Annotated in this window: 15 protein-coding genes; 5 read left to right on the forward strand and 10 right to left on the reverse strand. The window is 64.3% G+C overall.

Annotated elements, in window-relative coordinates; all coding sequences use genetic code 11:
* Positions 1-15: 15 nt before the first annotated feature.
* The 7 genes from QCE63_RS07825 to QCE63_RS07855 form a co-directional block, all read right to left on the reverse strand.
* On the reverse strand, positions 16-1,062 hold the full coding sequence (locus QCE63_RS07825; RefSeq protein ID WP_309832138.1) for a bifunctional UDP-4-keto-pentose/UDP-xylose synthase: 1,047 nt from the start codon (positions 1,060-1,062) through the stop codon (positions 16-18).
* Complete coding sequence (locus tag QCE63_RS07830; protein ID WP_309832140.1) at positions 1,059-2,057, reverse strand: formyltransferase; 999 nt, start codon at positions 2,055-2,057, stop codon at positions 1,059-1,061. The genes QCE63_RS07825 and QCE63_RS07830 overlap by 4 nt, the downstream gene beginning before the upstream one ends.
* Positions 2,054-3,091 (reverse strand): glycosyltransferase, encoded by a 1,038-nt coding sequence (locus QCE63_RS07835; protein ID WP_309832142.1) that lies wholly within the window; start codon positions 3,089-3,091, stop codon positions 2,054-2,056. Before QCE63_RS07835 ends, QCE63_RS07830 begins: the two co-directional genes overlap by 4 nt.
* Before the next feature lie 71 nt (positions 3,092-3,162).
* Positions 3,163-4,314: a DegT/DnrJ/EryC1/StrS aminotransferase family protein gene (locus QCE63_RS07840; RefSeq protein WP_309832144.1), complete on the reverse strand. Its 1,152-nt coding sequence runs from the start codon at positions 4,312-4,314 to the stop codon at positions 3,163-3,165.
* Positions 4,315-4,386: 72 nt separating this feature from the next.
* Entirely contained in the window at positions 4,387-4,758 is a 372-nt protein-coding gene (locus QCE63_RS07845) for an SMR family transporter (RefSeq protein ID WP_309832146.1), read from the reverse strand.
* 96 nt (positions 4,759-4,854) lie between these two features.
* Positions 4,855-6,528: a glycosyltransferase family 39 protein gene (locus QCE63_RS07850; RefSeq protein WP_309832149.1), complete on the reverse strand. Its 1,674-nt coding sequence runs from the start codon at positions 6,526-6,528 to the stop codon at positions 4,855-4,857.
* A 301-nt stretch (positions 6,529-6,829) separates the two neighbouring features.
* The gene (locus tag QCE63_RS07855; protein WP_309832150.1) at positions 6,830-7,204 is read right to left on the reverse strand and encodes an Mth938-like domain-containing protein; all 375 of its coding nucleotides are present in this window, start codon (positions 7,202-7,204) and stop codon (positions 6,830-6,832) included.
* Positions 7,205-7,777: 573 nt separating this feature from the next.
* Here QCE63_RS07855 and QCE63_RS07860 point away from each other — a divergent pair.
* The 4 genes from QCE63_RS07860 (at position 7,778) to QCE63_RS07875 (ending at position 13,614) form a co-directional block, all read left to right on the forward strand.
* Entirely contained in the window at positions 7,778-9,016 is a 1,239-nt protein-coding gene (locus QCE63_RS07860) for a pyridoxal phosphate-dependent aminotransferase (protein ID WP_309832153.1), read from the forward strand.
* 25 nt (positions 9,017-9,041) lie between these two features.
* Positions 9,042-10,364, forward strand: a complete 1,323-nt coding sequence (locus QCE63_RS07865; protein WP_309832155.1) for a homoserine dehydrogenase — start codon at positions 9,042-9,044, stop codon at positions 10,362-10,364.
* A 13-nt stretch (positions 10,365-10,377) separates the two neighbouring features.
* On the forward strand, positions 10,378-11,823 hold the full coding sequence (gene thrC, locus QCE63_RS07870; protein WP_309832157.1) for a threonine synthase: 1,446 nt from the start codon (positions 10,378-10,380) through the stop codon (positions 11,821-11,823).
* A gap of 198 nt (positions 11,824-12,021) precedes the next feature.
* The gene (locus QCE63_RS07875) at positions 12,022-13,614 is read left to right on the forward strand and encodes an ABC-F family ATPase (RefSeq protein WP_309832159.1); all 1,593 of its coding nucleotides are present in this window, start codon (positions 12,022-12,024) and stop codon (positions 13,612-13,614) included.
* Positions 13,615-13,686: 72 nt separating this feature from the next.
* Here QCE63_RS07875 and QCE63_RS07880 read toward each other — a convergent pair whose 3' ends face one another.
* The 3 genes from QCE63_RS07880 to QCE63_RS07890 all read right to left on the reverse strand — a co-directional run bounded on the left by QCE63_RS07880 (position 13,687) and on the right by QCE63_RS07890 (position 16,730).
* Complete coding sequence (locus QCE63_RS07880) at positions 13,687-13,890, reverse strand: DUF1289 domain-containing protein (RefSeq protein WP_309832161.1); 204 nt, start codon at positions 13,888-13,890, stop codon at positions 13,687-13,689.
* A 77-nt stretch (positions 13,891-13,967) separates the two neighbouring features.
* Entirely contained in the window at positions 13,968-15,215 is a 1,248-nt protein-coding gene (locus QCE63_RS07885; protein WP_309832164.1) for a phospholipase A, read from the reverse strand.
* A 174-nt stretch (positions 15,216-15,389) separates the two neighbouring features.
* Entirely contained in the window at positions 15,390-16,730 is a 1,341-nt protein-coding gene (locus tag QCE63_RS07890) for an Nramp family divalent metal transporter (RefSeq protein WP_309832166.1), read from the reverse strand.
* Between the two features lie 619 nt (positions 16,731-17,349).
* On the opposite strand from QCE63_RS07890, the gene QCE63_RS07895 reads away from it, so the two are divergent.
* The gene (locus QCE63_RS07895) at positions 17,350-18,465 is read left to right on the forward strand and encodes a polyamine ABC transporter substrate-binding protein (protein ID WP_309832167.1); all 1,116 of its coding nucleotides are present in this window, start codon (positions 17,350-17,352) and stop codon (positions 18,463-18,465) included.
* The last annotated feature ends 63 nt before the right edge of the window (positions 18,466-18,528 follow it).

The raw sequence follows: 18,528 nt of genomic DNA on the forward strand, positions 1-18,528 counted from the left end.
GCGGCGTCCTCGCGCTTACGCTTGCTCGACGAGCTTGCGGGCCTCGCCCACATGCCCGCGATACGCTTCGAAGATCTTGCGCAGCGCGTCGTCCATGCTGGCCTTCGGGGCCCAGCCGAGTTCCTGCATCGTGTTGTCGATCTTCGGTACGCGGTTCTGCACGTCCTGGTAGCCCTCGCCGTAGTACGCGCCCGACGAGGTCTCGACGAGCTGCACCTTCTTCGCCATGTCCGCGTACTCGGGGAACTCGTTGGCGAGCGCCAGCATCTTGCCCGCCAGTTCGCGCACCGAGAAGTTGTTCGTCGGGTTGCCGATGTTATAGATCTTGCCGCTGGCCACGCCGCCCTTGTTCTCGATGATCTTCATCAGCGCGCCGATGCCGTCGTCGATGTCGGTGAACGCGCGCTTCTGTGCGCCGCCGTCGACGAGGCTGATGTTCTCGCCGCGCACGATATGGCCGAGGAACTGCGTCACCACGCGCGACGACCCTTCCTTCGGCGTGTAGATGGAGTCGAGGCCCGGGCCGATCCAGTTGAACGGACGAAACAGCGTGAAGTTCAGGCCTTCCATACCGTAGCCCCAGATCACGCGGTCCATCAGCTGCTTGGAGCACGCGTAGATCCAGCGCGGCTTGTTGATCGGGCCGTAGGAGAGCTGCGAGTTCTCCGGGTCGAACTGCTCGTCGGTGCACATGCCGTACACCTCGGACGTCGACGGAAACACCAGGTGCTTGCCGTACTTCACGGCCGATCGCACGATGGGCAGGTTCGCCTCGAAGTCGAGTTCGAACACGCGCAGCGGCTGTTTCACGTAGGTGGCGGGCGTCGCGATGGCGACCAGCGGCAGGATCACGTCGCACTTCTTGACGTGATACTCGACCCATTCCTTGTTGATCGTGATGTCGCCTTCGAAGAAGTGCATCCGCTCGTGATTCGCGAGGTCGCCCAGACGATCGGTTTGCATGTCCATCCCGAAGACTTCCCAGTCGGTGGTCTCGAGGATGCGCTTGGACAGGTGGTGGCCGATGAAGCCGTTGACACCCAGGATCAGAACTTTTTTCATGAATGACGAGAGGATTGAGTGAGGCGGCCGAAAGCAGTGGCGAATTCGGCGGGGCTGACGGCGCGCTCGTCGCCCACGGGCTGACCGTCGGCGGACAGCGGCCGATGGCGCAATTCGTGGATGGCGATGACGCGGCCATCGCCGCACACGCCGAACAGCGCATTATCCGTCACGGCAAGGCCCGGGGGCAAACCGCGCAGCTCACCGAGCCTTTCCGGCGCGATGCCCGGCGCGCCGGTTTCCGGCACGAGCCGCGCGCGCGCGACGATGAAGCGGTCAGGGTTGAGATCCGTGAACGCACCCGGATAAGGCGGCGCCACGGCGCGAATCAGGTTGTAGACGCGCGCGGCCGGCTGGGTCCAGTCGAGGCGCCCATCTTCCGGCTTGCGCCCGCCGTAGTAGCTGCCGGCGGCGAGATCGTTGGGCAGGCGCGGCGCCTCGCCGGCCAGCAGCGCGGGCAGCACGCGCCAGAGCGTCTGCTCGGCGGCGACCACGGTCTTGTCGAAGACCTGCGCGGCGGTATCGTCGGGCAGGATGGGCACCGGCGTCTGTGCGAGGATCGCGCCGGCGTCGGGCTTCGCGGCCATTTCATGCAGCGTCGCGCCGGACTCGGTTTCGCCGTTGAGCACCGCCCAATTGGTGGGTACGCGTCCGCGGTACTTCGGCAGCAGCGAGCCGTGCATGTTGTACGCGCCGCGCCGCGCGAGCGACAGCAGCGCCACCGGCAGCATGTGCCGGTAGTAGAACGAGAAGATGAAGTCGGGTGCGAGGCGTTCGACGGCTTCGTGAAGCTCGGGCGACTCCGGATCGGCCGGGGTGAGCGTGGCGATGCCATGCTCCGCCGCAACCTGCGCGACGCTGCCAAACCAGATGTTCTCGCTCGCGCTGTCCTCGTGCGTGACCACGAGCGCGACCTCCACGCCGCGCGCGAGCAGCACTTGCAGGCAACGGACGCCGACGTCGTGATAGGCGAAGACGACTGCGCGCGGCTTCATACGCCGTCTTCCTCGCGCGTGACCACGGCGACCTGCTGCACGGCGTCCTGCAGCGGCCGCGTGGCGGTGGGCAGGCCGTCGCGTTCCTCGAGGATGGTCTGCACCAGATAGCGCGGCCGCGCGCGCACTTGCTGATAAATGCGCCCGATGTATTCGCCCAACAGGCCGAGCGCGAAGATGATCACGCCGAGCATGAAGAAGGTGATGGCGAACAGGGTGAACACACCCTGGACTTCCGCGCCGAACATGAAGCGGCGAATCAGGAGCAGCAGGAACAGGCCCGCCGATCCCACCGAGAGAATCACGCCGATGAACGACAGCCATTGCAGCGGCACCACCGAAAAGCCGGTGACCAGATCGAAGTTCAGGCGGATGAGGCTGTAGAGCGAATACTTGGATTCGCCCGCGAAGCGCTCCTCGTGGGCCACGTCCACTTCGATCGGGTTCTGCGCGAAGGTGTAGGCGAGGGCCGGAATGAAGGTGTTGATCTCGCCGCAGCGGTTGATCGTGTCGATGATATGGCGGCTGTAGGCGCGCAGCATGCAGCCCTGGTCCGTCATGCGGATCTTGGTGATGCGCTCGCGCAGCCGGTTCATCGCGCGCGAGGCTTTCTTGCGCCACAGGCTGTCCTGTCGCTGCTGGCGGATCGTGCCGACGTAGTCGTAACCCTCGTGCATCTTCGCCACGAGCTTGCCGATTTCCTCGGGCGGGTTCTGCAAATCGGCGTCGAGCGTGACGACGATCTCGCCGCGCGACTGCTCGAAGCCCGCGAGAATCGCCATGTGCTGGCCGTAGTTGCCGTTCAGCAGAATGACGCGCGTGGTGTCGGGGCGCGCGTGGAACTGCTTCGCAAGCAGCGCCGCCGACTTGTCCCGGCTGCCGTCGTTGATGAAGATCACCTCGTACGACGTGCCGAGCGCGTCGAGCGCCGGATACAGGCGCTGGAACAGCGCAGCGAGGCCGGCTTCCTCGTTGTAGACGGGGATGATCACCGAAAGCTCGGGGGAAGTCGCCGGAAAATCGAAATGACTCATGTTGCGCTGGTTGTCCCTGGGTTGCCCGTTATTGGCTTGTGCTGCATTTGCTTGCCTTTCTCAGTGCGCCTTCACTTTCCGAACTGCTCGCAGATCGCATCGATGGAACTCACGACATGATTCACGTCGCCCGTTTCCATCAGCGTGAAAAGCGGCAGCGTGAGCGTGGCCGCGCCGAGCTTCTCGGCATGCGGGAACATGCCTTCGTGAAAACCGCGCGCGCGATACAGCGTGAACAGATGCAGCGCCGGATAGTGCACGCCCGTGCCGACGCCGCGTTCCTTCATCTCCTGCATGAACTCGGCGCGCGTGAGCGTCAGCCGCTCCAGCGGCAGTGCGATCTGGAACATGTGCCAGTTGGCGTCGCTGAAGTTGCGCGGCGGCAGGCCCACGCCGAGCCGCACGGCCGCGCCGCCTTCGAACGCGTCGAAGTACGCGCGCGCCAGCTGGCGGCGTTTTTCCGTGAACCGGTCGATCTGGCGCAGCTGGCCCAGCCCGACGCGCGCCGCGACATCGGTCAGGTTGTACTTGCCGCCCAGCACGTCGCAGTCCATGCCGTCGAGGCCGGTGCGCGTGATCCCTTGCAGGCGATACTTGCGCGCGAGCTCCGCCTCGTCCTCGTTGTTGAGCACGAGCGCGCCGCCTTCGATCGACGTCAGGTTCTTGTTCGCGTGGAAGCTGAACGAAACCAGGTCGCCGAGCGCGCCGATGCGCTTGCCGTTCCAGCTGGAACCGAATGCCTGCGCCGCGTCCTCGATCACCCGCAGCCCGTGCGCCCGCGCGATCTCGTAGAGCCGGTCCATGTCCACCGGCAGCCCCGCCAGGTAGACCGGCATGATGGCTTTCGTGCGCGGCGTGATGGCGGCTTCAAGCAGGTTCAGGTCGAGATTGCGCGTGACCGGATCGATGTCGACGAACACCGGCGTCGCGCCCACCTCGAGGATCACGTTCGCCGTGGACACCCAGGTCATTGGCGTGGTGATGACTTCGTCGCCTGCGCCGACGCCCGCGATGCGCAGGCCGATTTCCATCGTGCAGGTGCCGGAGTTGAACACGCGCACCGGCCGGCCACCGCAATACGCCGACAGCTCCGCTTCGAACTGCTGGTTCTGCGGGCCGGTGGTGATCCAGCCCGAACGCAGCACGTCGACCACGCCCTGGATGGTTTCTTCGTCGATGTCAGGCTTCACGAAAGGCAGGAACGGCCGCGAGGTTTGGGTCATGGACTATGCGTTGTAATTGATGATTGATCCGGACAGGGCCGCCGCGGGTCGGGACGCGAGGCGGGCCGCGCTTCAGCCGCGCGCGAGCACCACCACGCCGACCAGGATGATGCCGATGCCGATGAGCCGCTGCATCGACATCACTTCGCCGAACAGGTACCAGGCCGCGAACGCGTTGACGACGTACCCGAGCGAGAGCATCGGATAGGCGATCGACACGTCCACGCGCGACAGCCCGACGATCCACACGACCACGCTCAGCACGTAGCAGGCGAGCCCGCCGATGATGGGCAGCTGCGTGGCAATCTTGATGCCGACCGGCACGATATTGGCCGGCGTGAAGTCGAAATGGCCCACCGCGTTCACGCCGGCTTTGAGCAGCAACTGCGCGCATGCGTTCAACGATACGCCGATGATGATGCAAATGAAGGAAATCAGGTTCATCGTGAAAGGTCGGGTGCGGGTCAAGGATAACCGGTTCGCCGCCGGTTGCCGCACGACCGTGCGATCATCCGGCGCGACCGTAAGGCATTCGAAGGCTCAGGGCTGCGGTTTCTCGACGATCACGCGACGCTCGTCGCGCGCGATCACCTGCATGGGCACGTGAAGCTTCTCCAGTTCGTCGTAACGGTAGGGCGGCATCAGCGCGAGCGCCGCGTGCTCCGAATCCCAGATTTTGATCCACTCGTCGATGCTCGGCACCCATTTCTGCGGCTCCGCATGCACGCCGAAGCTCAGTTCGTCCGCTTCGCCGACCATGATCATCGTGTGGCCGAGGTAGAAGGGCATCGTGTGATCGAGTTTGGCGATCGAATAGAAGGGTGTGTCGGGCGGCAGTTTCGCCATCGCGGCCTTGACGGCCGGCACGAGTTGCACGCCCGAGCTCTGCGTGCCGAAGACATCGTGGCCCGAGCCGGCGATCGTGCCCAGCAGCAGCCACGCGGCGCCGAGTCCGGTTGCGCCCGCCAGGACGCTGCGGCGGTTCAGCCACAGCGCGACCAGCGTCACGACGAAGGCTACGCCGAGCGCCGCCCACACCCAGAGCTGGAACGCGCGATAGAGCGCGTTCGGCGTGTTGGCGCTGCCCGCCCGGCCGAGGAAAATTGCGCCGAGCGCCGCCGCGATCAGGAACAGCGCATAGCCGATCAGATGCATGCGATAGCGCGGCCGCGTGAGTGACGGCAGATAGAGCCCGATCACGAGCGCCAGCGCCGGCGCGACGGGCAGCACGTAGGAGAGGAGCTTCGAGTGCGACGCGCTGAAGAACAGGAAGATGAACGCCGACCAGACCAGCAGCAAGGTCACGGGCGCGAAGCCGTTCGGCTGGCGCGGCGTGCGGATGCCGTGCCACACGCTCTGCGCGGCCACCGACAGCCACGGCAGAAAGCCGACCAGCAGCACGGGCACGAAGTAATAGAACGCGCCCGGGCGATTCTGCTCGGGCGTCAGATAGCGTTGAAACTGCTGGACGATGAAGAAGAAATTGAAGAACTCGGGATTCTCCATCTGCACGAGCACGAACCACGGCGCGACGATGACGAAGAACACGATCAGCCCGCTGCCGATATAGAGGCGCTTCCACAGCGCCCAGTCGCGCGCGACGAGCGAATAGAGGATCAGGACGGCGCCCGGCAGGATCAGCCCGACCAGGCCCTTCGACAGCACCGCCGCGGCCATGCCGGCCCAGCACAGCCACATCCAGCCGCGCACGGCGCGCGGCGGCAGTCCGGGGCGCTGCGCCAGCAGCAGCGCGCACAGCGTGACCTGCATCCAGAACGACAGGGCCATGTCGAGCGTGTTGAAGTGGCCCATCAGGTTCCAGTACGGACAGGTGGCCAGCACGACGGCGGCGGCAAAGCCCGTCATCGCATTGAAGACGCGCGTGCCGGTATAGCCGACCAGCAGCACGCCGGCAAAGCCCGTGAGTGCCGTATAAAGCCGGGCCTGCCATTCGCCGATGCCGAACCACGCGAAGGTCAGCGCGTTCGCCCAGGTTTGCAGGGGCGGTTTCTCGAAATACTTGTAGCCGTTGTAGCGCGGCGTGATCCAGTCGCCGGTCAGGAACATTTCGCGGGCCATTTCGGCGTAGCGGCCTTCGTCGCTCGGCACCAGATGGCGATAGCCCAGCGGCCCGAACCAGACGAGCGCGAGCGCCAGAACCAGCAGAATGAGCGTGAGACGGGTGAGCGGTAGCCGCGAAGGCGTATCGTTCATGAAGTCGACCTGTCCGATGCCGCGATGCGCGGCGCTAGTGGAACGAAAGGGGCAGCAACCGCCCGGCGGTTCGGGGCGTTCGCGGCGTCGGGCGCGTCTGCGTTGCCGCCGCGCCGGTCCGGCGTCTTGCGGTCCGTTGCCATGAATGCCGGGCGGGAGTTTAGCAGTACGCCACGGCGCAAACTGCTGGAGCGTGCTCGCCTGCACCGAAGGCAGCGCCGAATTCAGGCGCGCGGCCGGAGTCTGCCAGTCATATCCTTAACGGTTCCTTAGCGCATCCCGGCGCTTGCGCCAGGCTCGATCAACCCTCGATCAACAAGGCCGCCGCCACGCGCCGGCCCTCGGACATCAGGATGTTGTAGGTCCGGCAGGCGGCGCCGAAGTCCATCGTTTCCACGCCGATGCGATGGCGCGCCAGACTCGCCGTGAGATGCGGATGCGGAAAGCGCAGGCGCGTGCCGCTGCCAAAGATGACCACCTCGGGGGCGGCGTCGACCAGCGCCTGGAAGTGCTCGGCGGTCAACGCGTCGAACGATGCAACCGGCCATGCGGTCACCGGCGTTTCAGGCATCACGATCACGCTGCCTTCGTGCCGTTCGAGGTTGATCGCGACGAAACCGTCTCCGTAGCTCGTGATCGTATTGAGCGCGCTGGTGGAATCCTGGTGAAGTTTCAAAACAGTGATCCGGCAGGGAAGGGATGAAGGGCTCAGCCAGCATTACGCAACGTGCAAGCCAGCGGACGCGCCGTGCAGGTCCCTCGTGCCCGCCCGCAGGGCGCGGCGGCGCGGCTTTGGTGCATTGCGGAACTGAGCCATAATCAGTAAATTATAACTTTCCGGCTGCCGGGCCCGCTCGCGGCGCCCGTTGCGCTCGCTGCCGCCACAAGCCGCCTCCGCGCGCAATCGCCGCTTCCGGCTTAGCCCCCGGTCCGCAACGCTCAAGCCTACCCGGCGCTGCGTCTAGAATATGTCGTCCCGCGCCTGGGCGGCTTGCCCGGGACTCAAGCGGCTGGCTTCGAAGGTCCATTGCAAATGTGACTTCGAAGCCCAGTCTTCAGTGAGGCCCCAATCCCGCTCCGGCACGCTCATCCGCCGCTGTCCGCGCGCGAGGCTGGCCGCACGGATGACCGGGCCGGAATCGCGCAACCTTAGTCGGGCAACGCCAGCGGGCAAAATCAGCGGGCACGACGCCCAAGCCGCACCGAACCAGACCACGTCCGTCCACACATCCAGACCAGAGCGCCAGCCGTGAAACCGATTCTGAAATCCAACAAGCTGCAAAACGTCTGCTACGACATTCGCGGACCCGTGCTCGAGCACGCGAAGCGCCTCGAGGAAGAAGGCCACCGCATCATCAAGCTCAACATCGGCAATCTGGCCCCGTTCGGTTTCGAGGCCCCCGACGAAATCATCCAGGACATGATCCGCAACCTGCCGGGTTCGTCGGGTTACTCGGATTCGAAAGGCGTGTTCGCCGCGCGCAAGGCGATCATGCATTACACGCAGCAAAAAGGCGTGGAAGGCGTGGGACTGGACGACATCTACATCGGCAACGGCGCCTCCGAGCTGATCGTCATGGCCATGCAGGCGCTCCTCAACGACGGCGATGAGGTTCTGCTGCCCGCGCCCGACTATCCGCTGTGGACGGCGGCGGTGAGCCTTTCGTCCGGCACGCCGCGCCACTACCTGTGCGACGAGGGCAACGGCTGGATGCCCGACCTCGACGACATCCGCGCGAAGATCACGCCGAACACGAAGGCGCTCGTCGTCATCAACCCGAACAATCCCACCGGCGCGCTGTACTCGGATCAGCTGCTGCTGGACCTCATCGCCATCGCGCGCGAGCACGGCCTCATCATTTTCGCCGACGAGGTCTACGACAAGATCATCTACGACGGACTCACCCACACGTCGATGGCCGCGCTCTCCGAAGACGTGATCACGGTGACCTTCAACAGCCTGTCGAAGAGCTATCGTTCGTGCGGCTATCGCGCGGGCTGGATGGCCATTTCGGGGTTGATCGAAGAGAACCGCCGCCGCGCGAAGGACTATCTCGAAGGGCTGGGCATCCTGGCGTCGATGCGCCTGTGCCCGAACGTTCCCGGCCAGTACGCGATCCAGACGGCGCTCGGCGGCTACCAGAGCATCAACGACCTGATCCTGCCGGGCGGACGCCTCTACAAGCAGCGGGAACTCGCCTACGAGATGCTCACGGCCATTCCGGGCGTGACCTGCGTGAAGCCGCAGGCGGCGCTCTACATGTTCCCGCGCCTCGATCCGAAGATGTACCCGATCCAGGACGACCAGCAATTCATTACGGACCTTCTGCTGGAGGAGCGCGTGCTGCTGGTGCAGGGCACGGGCTTCAACTGGCCGACGCCGGATCACTTCCGCGTGGTTTTCCTGCCGAATGTCGACGACCTCGCCGACTCCGTGAATCGCATCGCACGATTCCTCGACGGCTATCGCAAACGCCACTCCGCTTAATTTCCCTTTTTAAGAAGCACGCTGCATGGAACCGATCAAAGTAGGACTGTTGGGCTTCGGCACGGTCGGCAGCGGCACCTTCACGGTGCTGCGCCGCAACCAGGAAGAAATCACACGCCGGGCGGGCCGCGGCATCGAAATCACGCGCATTGCCGTGCGCACGCCGACCAAGGCCGAAGCGGCCGCGGCGCAGGGCATCGCGGTGACGGATGACTTCAATGCGGTGGTGGATGACCCGGCCATCGCGATCGTCTGCGAAATGATCGGCGGGACGGGCTACGCGCGCGAACTCGTGCTGCGCGCGATCGCGAACGGCAAGCACGTGGTCACCGCCAACAAGGCGCTGCTCGCGGTGCACGGCACGGAGATCTTCGAGGCGGCGCGCGCGAAGGGCGTCATGGTCGCGTTCGAGGCCGCGGTGGCGGGCGGCATTCCGATCATCAAGGCACTGCGCGAAGGACTGACGGCAAATCGTATTGCGTACATCGCCGGCATCATCAACGGCACCACGAACTACATCCTCTCCGAAATGCGTGATCGCGGGCTCGACTTCGCGACCGCGCTCAAGGCCGCGCAGGAACTGGGCTATGCGGAAGCCGATCCGACCTTCGACATCGAAGGCGTCGACGCCGCGCACAAGGTCACGATCATGAGCGCCATCGCGTTCGGCGTGCCGGTGCAGTTCGAGCGCGCGTATGTGGAAGGCATCAGCAAGCTTGCCGCCATCGACATCCGCTATGCCGAAGACCTCGGCTACCGCATCAAGCTGCTGGGCATCGCGCGGCGCACGGAGCAGGGCATCGAACTGCGCACGCATCCCACGCTGATCCCGGCGAAGCGCCTGCTGGCGAACGTCGAGGGCGCGATGAACGCGGTCGTCGTGCATGGCGACGCGGTCGGCACCACGCTGTACTACGGCAAGGGCGCGGGCGCGGAGCCGACGGCGTCGGCGGTGGTCGCGGATCTCGTCGACGTGACGCGCCTGCATACGGCCGATCCGGAGCATCGCGTGCCGCATCTGGCGTTCCAGCCGGACAGCCTGTCGAACACGCCCATCCTGCCGATCGACGACGTGACGAGCGGCTACTACCTGCGTCTGCGCGTCGCCGACGTGACCGGCGTGCTCGCCAACATCACGCGCATCCTGGCGGACAAGGGCATTTCCATCGACGCGCTGTTGCAGAAGGAATCCGAGGAAGTGGACGGCGCCGGCAAGGGCGAGACCGACATCATCCTCATCACGCACGAGACGGTGGAAAAGAACGTGAACGCGGCGATCGCGGAGATTGAGGCGCTGTCCACGGTGGTCTCGAAGGTGACGAAGCTGCGCATGGAAGCGCTCAACTGATCAGGTACGTGACATGAACTATATTTCGACGCGCGGCGCAGGCAGCAGCGAGCGCCACACGTTCTCCGATATCCTGCTGGGCGGACTCGCGAAAGACGGCGGGCTGTATCTGCCGGCGGAGTATCCGAAAATCAGCGCCGACGAACTCGCGCGCTGGCGCACGCTGTCGTACGCGGATCTCGCATTCGAAGTGCTCTCCCGCTTCAGCGACGACATTCCCGCCGCCGATCTCCGCTCGCTCACGCGCAAGACCTACACGGCGCAGGTGTACAGCAACGTGCGCCACGAGGAAAGCGCGGTGCAGATCACGCCGCTCAGGACGCTCGGCGTGGAGAATGGCACGGCGCTGTCGCTGCTGGAGTTGTCGAACGGTCCGACGCTCGCGTTCAAGGACATGGCGATGCAGCTGCTCGGCAACCTGTTCGAGTACGCGCTGGCGAAACATGGCGAGACGCTCAACATCCTCGGCGCGACCTCCGGCGACACCGGCAGCGCCGCCGAATACGCGATGCGCGGCAAGGCCGGCGTGCGCGTGTTCATGCTTTCGCCTCACAAGAAGATGAGCGCGTTCCAGACCGCGCAGATGTTCTCGCTGCAGGATCCGAACATCTTCAACCTCGCGGTGGAAGGTAACTTCGACCATTGCCAGGACATCGTAAAGGCGGTGTCGAACGATCACGCCTACAAGGCGCGCCACAAGATCGGCACGGTCAATTCGATCAACTGGGCGCGCGTCGTCGCGCAGGTCGTGTACTACTTCCGCGGCTATTTCGCGGCGACCACGGACAACAGCCAGCAGGTGTCGTTCACGGTACCGTCGGGCAATTTCGGCAACGTGTGCGCGGGACACATCGCGCGCATGATGGGTTTGCCGATCGACCAGCTGGTCGTCGCCACGAATGAAAACGACGTGCTCGACGAATTCTTCCGCACCGGCGTGTATCGCGTGCGCGGCGCGGCGGAGACGTATCACACGACGAGCCCGAGCATGGACATTTCGAAGGCGTCGAACTTCGAGCGTTTCGTGTACGACCTGCTTGGACGTGATCCGGCGCGCGTGCTGCAACTGTTCCGCGACGTCGAGGAAAAGGACGGCTTCGACCTCGCCGCGAGCGGCGACTTCGCGCGCGTGAAGGAATTCGGCTTCGTGTCGGGCCGCAGCGGCCATGACGAGCGCGTGAACACCATTCGCGACGTCTTCGAGCGCTATCACACGATGATCGACACCCACACGGCGGACGGCGTGAAGGTCGCGCGGGAAAATCTGAAGCCCGGCGTGCCAATGATCGTTCTCGAAACCGCGCAGCCGATCAAGTTCGGCGAGACGATCCGCGAAGCGCTGAAGCGCGAGCCGGAGCGCCCGGCGGCGTTCGCGGGACTTGAAAAACTGCCACAAAGGTTCGATATCGTTCCTGCTGATGCAGACGTCGTGAAAGCGTTCATCGCCGAGCGCACCTGACTACGGGCGCGCGTCCGCCGCGTGCGGAGCGTCGCGGGAACGCACGGGGCGCAGCGGCCGTCGCTGCGCCCCGATTCGTTTCGACGCATGGTTTCGAGGCACGCGAGCAAGGCTTTCGGGCCTGAACAAGCCTCAAACCCTGCCAAAAGCTGCTAAAATCTTAGGTTTTTCGTCGTACCCCATTCGAAAGGACGCGCCGTGCTGTCTACCGCCAACATCACCATGCAATTCGGGCCCAAGCCCCTCTTCGAGAACATCTCGGTCAAGTTCGGCGGAGGAAATCGCTATGGGCTGATCGGGGCGAACGGCTGCGGCAAATCCACCTTCATGAAGATTCTGGGCAGCGATCTCGAGCCCAGTTCCGGCAACGTGATGCTGGAGCCGAACATTCGCCTAGGCAAGCTGCGCCAGGATCAGTTCGCCTACGAAGACATGCGCGTGCTCGACGTCGTCATGATGGGCCACACTGAAATGTGGGCCGCGATGACCGAGCGCGACGCGATCTACGCCAACCCCGACGCCACCGACGACGACTACATGCGCGCGGCGGACCTGGAAGCCAAGTTCGCCGAGTACGACGGCTACACGGCCGAGGCCCGCGCGGGCGAGTTGCTGCTGGGAATCGGCATCGACATCAACGATCACAACGGCCCGATGAGCAACGTGGCGCCGGGCTGGAAACTGCGCGTGCTGCTGGCGCAGGCGCTGTTCTCGAAGCCCGACGTCCTGCTGCTCGACGAACCGACCAACAACCTGGACATCAACTCGATCCGTTGGCTGGAAGACGTGCTCAACCAGTACAACTCGACGATGATCATCATCTCCCACGACCGCCACTTCCTGAACCAGGTGTGCACGCACATGGCGGACATGGATTTCGGCACGCTGCGAGTCTGGCCGGGCAACTACGACGACTACATGCTGGCGTCCACGCAGGCGCGTGAGCGTCAGCAGGCCGCCAACCAGAAGGCGAAGGAGCGTGTGGCGGACCTGCAGGACTTCGTGCGGCGCTTCTCGGCCAACAAGTCGAAGGCGCGCCAGGCCACCAGCCGTCTCAAGATGATCGACAAGATCAAGATCGAGGAATTCAAGCCGTCGTCGCGTCAGAACCCGTTCATCCGCTTCGAGTTCGAGAAGAAGCTGCATAACATCGCGGTGGTGGCGGAAGACCTGACCAAGAAGTACGACCGGACCATCTTCCAGAACTTTTCGTTGTCGGTGCAGCCGGGCGAGCGCATCGCGATCATCGGCGAGAACGGCGCGGGCAAGACCACGCTGCTCAAGTCGCTCAAGGGCGTGCTGGCACTCGATCACGGCACCGTGAAATGGGCCGAGAACGCGAATGTCGGCTATATGCCGCAGGACACGTACGAAGAGTTTCCGAAGGACGAGACGCTCACCGATTGGATCGACCAGTATCGCAAGGAAGGCGACGACGAGCAGATGATGCGCGGCACGCTCGGCCGTCTGCTGTTCAACGCGGACGACATCAAGAAGAACGTGAAGGTGCTGTCGGGCGGCGAGAAGGGCCGCATGATCTGGGGCAAGCTGATGCTCGGCCGCCACAATGTGCTGCTGATGGACGAGCCGACCAATCACATGGACATGGAATCGATCGAGTCGCTGCAGATCGCGCTGGAGAAGTTCGAAGGCACGTTGATCTTCGTGTCGCATGACCGCGAGTTCGTGAGCGGCCTGGCGGATCGGATCATCGAAGTGAAGACCGACGGCACGGTGAGGGACTTCGGGGGGAATTACGAGGACTTTTTGTCGAGCCAGGGGATTCAGTAAGCCCGGAAGCTGCGCGATAGATGCAACGGCCCGCCTCGCAAGAGTGCGGGCCGTTTTTGCATGGTCTTGAGCCTACAGCCGGTCGTTACGAAACCGCATCGCCGTGCCTTCGCGCGTGATCCGTTCCCAGATCGCGCGCTTCTCCTCATCGGAGAGAAACACCCAGTTGGACACCTCGATGGCCGTACGGCCGCAGCCTTTGCAGACATCGTCGAAGAGGGTGGAGCACACGCCGATGCAGGGACTGTCAGGCTGATCGTGAAGAGTGGAAGACATAAGGCTTGGTGGTGGCCCGTCGCCGTCCGCAATACGGACCGGCAACGCGGCGATCTGGAACAAAAACAAAAGAAGACTCAGCGCGCGATACTGTAGCCTATCCGCGCGATCCAGTGATGTCGCTGGTTGTAATCAAGGATATCTTCGCCGTAGCCGTTGAAGTAGCTCACGAACACGTAGCCGCCCCACGCGCTGCCGATCAGCTTGGCCAGCGGATAGGTCAATTGCGAATCGACGCTACCGTACCAGTGCTTCGTGCCCTTGCGCAGTGTCGTTGCGAGTTGCAGGCCATCCGGGCTGCCGTACTTCACGAGAAAGTCCACATACCCGCGATAATCCGCGATGTCCTGATTGCCCGACTTCGACAGGTAGTAATAGAACTTCGGCGACAGCGTCAGGTGATTGCTGTCGAGGTCGCCGAATTCCCAGGTCGGCCGCACGAAGGCAATGTTGATCGCCCGCGAATCTGCGCCGCTCTTGCCGTTCGATTCATGCCCGATACCCGCCGCCATGCCCATGCGCGTATAGAGCGGACTGTTCCAGCCGGTGTCCTGCACGTAATAGAACAACTGCGGCTGGAAGCTGATGTCGCGGAACGGCACCGATTCCGCCGAGAGATTCCAGATGGCCGTCTGCGTGTAACCGAAGTAGAGGTTATCCAGGAAGCCGCGCGAGCGCGGATCGTCAGGCAGATGCAGCCGGTACTTGAAGCTGAACTGGAACTTGGCGAGATTGTCGCCGTTCTTGCCATCGGCGAAATAGATGGGCTCGAAGGTCGAGAAGCGGCCCGACAGCAAAGTATCCGCCGTCGAGGTCGGCGCTGCCTGCGTGTTCGCCGCGGCCGTGGCGGTCGCGAGTTGCGCGGGCGTGGTCGCCTGCGTTTCGCGATGCTCGGCGGCGGCCACCTGGGTCTGCGACTCGCCACGATTGATCGTGACCAGCATCGGCGAGGCGTCGAAGCCCACCGGATCGAGCTTCACCGTGCCGCGCGCCGCATCCGGCCACGGCGCCGAAAACCGCACCCGTCGATACTGCCCCGGCGCAAGCCGCAAACGGTCGGGCACCTTGGGGTCGCGCGTGAGCGTCACGGGGGCGGGCGGCAGGTCGCCGTTGGTCAGATTCACCGTGAGTTCTTTCGGCACATCGATTGCGAGGACTTTCGCGTTGTCATCGGTGTAAAGCAGCGTCAGTTCGAGCGGTTGGGAAGCCGCCGCTTCGCGCGCCGGTTGCAGCACGGCGACCGTGGCGTGGGCGGCACCGCTTGCGCAAAGCGTGGAGACCAGCAGGGCGTGCGTGGAAGAGAGCCGTCGTGGGCGGTAAGGCATGTCGGGTTATTGTCCTGTTGCAGGCGAGATCCAGCGCGCTGCGGCGTGCTGTGGCATGGCTCGGCATGGTTTGACGAAGCGGCTAGAAATGCCGCGCGTCGGTATGCGGTAGCGAAAATCATGCCTCGTCTCCCGTTTGCACGGAAGCAGTCCCGATCAACCCGGAATTCAGCCCTAAAAAGCGGCCTGCCAGAGCATCGCGCCATTCAACGCGAGGATGACGCCCGCGCAGCCCCACGCCAGCCCGAGCGGCAGGCGTGCGACCCGCCAGCGGCCCATCAGCCGCGCGTCGGACGCGAAGCTGACGAGCGGAATCACCGCGAGCGGCAATTGCAGGCTCAGCACGACCTGCGTCGCGACGAGCAGCGTGTTCGAGCCATGCTGGCCGAAGCACGCCACGGCCACCAGCGCCGGACCGATCGCAAGGGCCCGCGTCGTCAGCGCGCGCGCCCAGCGCGCCATCTTGAGGCGCAGGAAGCCTTCCATCACGGCTTGCCCGGCAAGCGTGCCGGTCACCGTCGCATTGAGGCCGCAAGCGAGCAGCGCGGCCGCGAACACGACGCCCGCCCATTGACTGCCGACGAGCGGTGCAATCAGCCGGTGGGCATCGGCGAGATCTTCGACTTCAGTGTGGCCGCTCGCGTGAAAGACGGCCGCGGCCACGATCAGCAGCGACGCGTTGACGACGAACGCCAGCCCGAGCGACGCGAACGTATCGATGTTCACGCCACGCAGCGCCTGCGCGATCGACACGTCGTCGCGTCCGTGCGCATGCTCCTTCACGAGCGCCGAATGGAGATACAGGTTGTGCGGCATCACGGTGGCGCCCAGCACGCCGGCCGCGAGCCACAGCATGCCGGCATCGCGCACGAGCTGCGGCGAGGGCGCCACGCCGCGCAGCGCCTCGCTCCAGGACGGATGCGCCAGAGCGAGTTCCACCACGAAGCAGACGCTCACGAACAGGATCAGCGCGGTCACGACCCGCTGCAAGGGCCGCCGCCCGCGGCTTTGCAGCGCGAGCATCGCGAAGGTGCCGAACGCCGAGAACAGCACGCCGGCGGTCAGCGAGATGCCGAACAGCAACTGCAACGCCACCGCGCTGCCGACCACTTCGGCCACGTCGCACGCAATGATCGCGATCTCGCACGCCACCCACAGCGCGAAGTTCGTGCGCGGGCCGAAACGTTCGCGGCACAGCTGCGCGAGATCGCGTCCGGTGACGACGCCCACGCGCGAGGCGACCCATTGCAGCAGCATGCCCATCAGGCTCGCGACCAGCACGACGAAGAGCAGCGAATAGCCGTAGCGCGCGCCGCTGGCGAGTGCCGTCGCCCAGTTGCCCGGATCCATGTAGCCCACGGCAACGAGCGCGCCCGCGCCGGCGAACGAGTACCAGCGTCCGCCCGAGCGCGGTCCGCGTCGGCGGGGCGTGTCCCGCTCGTCCAGATTCGCCGTGCTCTGCGCGTCGGAATTCGCGGCGGACAGTGCGCCAAGCGTGGACGGGTTGGTGTTCATGCGAAGGCGGCCTCGAATAGCGGGCAACGGCGCAGCGATGGCGTGCGGTCGTTGCGGGTTCTGGAGGCGCCGCAATGCACGGCGCACGTCTCACGCCGTCTGCACGGCGCGTGTCGCGAGCCGCCTCAACGGCGCTCGTGGAATTGGCTCGCAACAACTGTTCCGCTGGCTATTCGTGATCGGATGCCGGAATGCACGGGTACGACTCATGGTCCGCTTGCCGCCTGAAAGAAACTGAAAGGCGGGCAAGGGAAGGACGCGCCGGCAGCCGATCACAGATAATGACACCCCATTGGCGCAGCGCGCGCGCGGTCCCTTTGGCGAGTGTGGTTTTATCAGGCGCCGCAGGGGGGCGATTAAAGGCTAAAATGCGCGCTCCCGGCGGGTGCGATTTGCCTCGTCGAAGCTTGCTGCGCAAGCCTTTCGGGCCGGCGTGACGCGCGGCTGTAGATTTTGTGCGACAGGCGGTCCGTTAATTTTTGTCGGGCTTGCGTTTAATGGTAGTTTTCGGGGTTTTGAAGGGCGTCGCGAGCCAGGGTCGGACTTGAAGCGATCAGGACTCAACCCGTCGCGCAAGCGCGGCACGACGTCGTGACAGTCGCAACAACGGAGAATCGAGATGAACGAGAAACTGGCGGGCCGCATGGCCAAGCTGGCGGGCGCGCTGACCTGCGCCGCGATGTTGACTCCGCTCGCTGCAATGGCGAAGGACACGCAGCTGAACGTGTACAACTGGTCGGATTACATCGCCAAGGACACGATTCCCAACTTCACCAAGCAATCCGGCGTCAAGGTGAAGTACGACAACTACGACAGCGACGACACCCTTCAGGCCAAGCTGCTCACCGGCAATTCGGGCTACGACATCGTCGTGCCGACCAGCAACTACGCCGGCAAGCAGATTGCCGCCAACATCTTCTCGCCGCTCGACAAATCGAAGCTGCCGAACCTGAAGTATCTCGATCCCGATCTGATGAAGCTCGTCGCGGGTGCGGACCCGGGCAACCAGTACACGGTGCCCTGGGCGTACGGCACGACCGGCCTGGGCTACAACGTCGACAAGGCGAAGAAGCTGCTCGGCGACAATGTCGAACTCAATAACTGGGACATTCTCTTCAAGCCCGAGAACATCTCGAAGCTGAAGGCCTGCGGCGTGTCCGTGCTCGACGCGCCCGACCAGATGTTCGCGGCCGCGCTGCACTACATGGGCAAGGATCCGATGAGCACGAACCCGGCCGACTATCGCGCGGCCCTGGCGATGCTGAAGAAGATCCGTCCGTACATCACGCAGTTCAACTCGTCGGGCTACATCAACGACATGGTGGGCGGCGACATCTGCTTCACCTACGGCTGGTCGGGCGACGTCGTGATCGCCAAGCATCGCGCGGTCGAGGCGAAGAAGCCGTTCAAGATCGAGTACTACATTCCGAAGGGCGGCGCGCCGGTGTGGTTCGACGTGATGGCCATTCCGAAGGACGCGAAGAACAAGGACGCGGCGCACGAGTGGATCAACTACATCGAGACGCCGCAGGTGCATGCTGCGATCACCAACGCGGTGTATTACCCGAGCGCGAACCTGGAAGCGCGCAAGTACGTGGACAAGGACGTCGCCAACGATCCGGCCGTGTACCCGCCGCAGGACGTCATCAAGACCCTGTTCCTGCTGAAGCCGTTGCCGCCGGAAATCCAGCGTCTGCAGACGCGGCTCTGGACCGAGTTCAAGTCCGGCCGTTGATGCCGGCACGCAGCTCACGTTCCTGAAGCGACGAAGCCCCTGGTCCTCCGGGGGCTTTGTTCG

The organism is Caballeronia sp. LZ065 (assembly GCF_031450975.1).
Classification (GTDB): Bacteria; Pseudomonadota; Gammaproteobacteria; order Burkholderiales; family Burkholderiaceae; genus Caballeronia.

Bases quoted from the DNA above. Each gene is read 5' to 3' on its own strand.
- QCE63_RS07825 (WP_309832138.1), bottom strand. From the start codon at position 1,062: ATGAAAAAAGTTCTGATCCTGGGTGTCAACGGCTTCATCGGCCACCAC.
- QCE63_RS07830 (WP_309832140.1), bottom strand. From the start codon at position 2,057: ATGAAGCCGCGCGCAGTCGTCTTCGCCTATCACGACGTCGGCGTCCGT.
- QCE63_RS07835 (WP_309832142.1), bottom strand. From the start codon at position 3,091: ATGAGTCATTTCGATTTTCCGGCGACTTCCCCCGAGCTTTCGGTGATC.
- QCE63_RS07840 (WP_309832144.1), bottom strand. From the start codon at position 4,314: ATGACCCAAACCTCGCGGCCGTTCCTGCCTTTCGTGAAGCCTGACATC.
- QCE63_RS07845 (WP_309832146.1), bottom strand. From the start codon at position 4,758: ATGAACCTGATTTCCTTCATTTGCATCATCATCGGCGTATCGTTGAAC.
- QCE63_RS07850 (WP_309832149.1), bottom strand. From the start codon at position 6,528: ATGAACGATACGCCTTCGCGGCTACCGCTCACCCGTCTCACGCTCATT.
- QCE63_RS07865 (WP_309832155.1), top strand. From the start codon at position 9,042: ATGGAACCGATCAAAGTAGGACTGTTGGGCTTCGGCACGGTCGGCAGC.
- thrC (WP_309832157.1), top strand. From the start codon at position 10,378: ATGAACTATATTTCGACGCGCGGCGCAGGCAGCAGCGAGCGCCACACG.
- QCE63_RS07880 (WP_309832161.1), bottom strand. From the start codon at position 13,890: ATGTCTTCCACTCTTCACGATCAGCCTGACAGTCCCTGCATCGGCGTG.
- QCE63_RS07885 (WP_309832164.1), bottom strand. From the start codon at position 15,215: ATGCCTTACCGCCCACGACGGCTCTCTTCCACGCACGCCCTGCTGGTC.
- QCE63_RS07890 (WP_309832166.1), bottom strand. From the start codon at position 16,730: ATGAACACCAACCCGTCCACGCTTGGCGCACTGTCCGCCGCGAATTCC.
- QCE63_RS07895 (WP_309832167.1), top strand. From the start codon at position 17,350: ATGAACGAGAAACTGGCGGGCCGCATGGCCAAGCTGGCGGGCGCGCTG.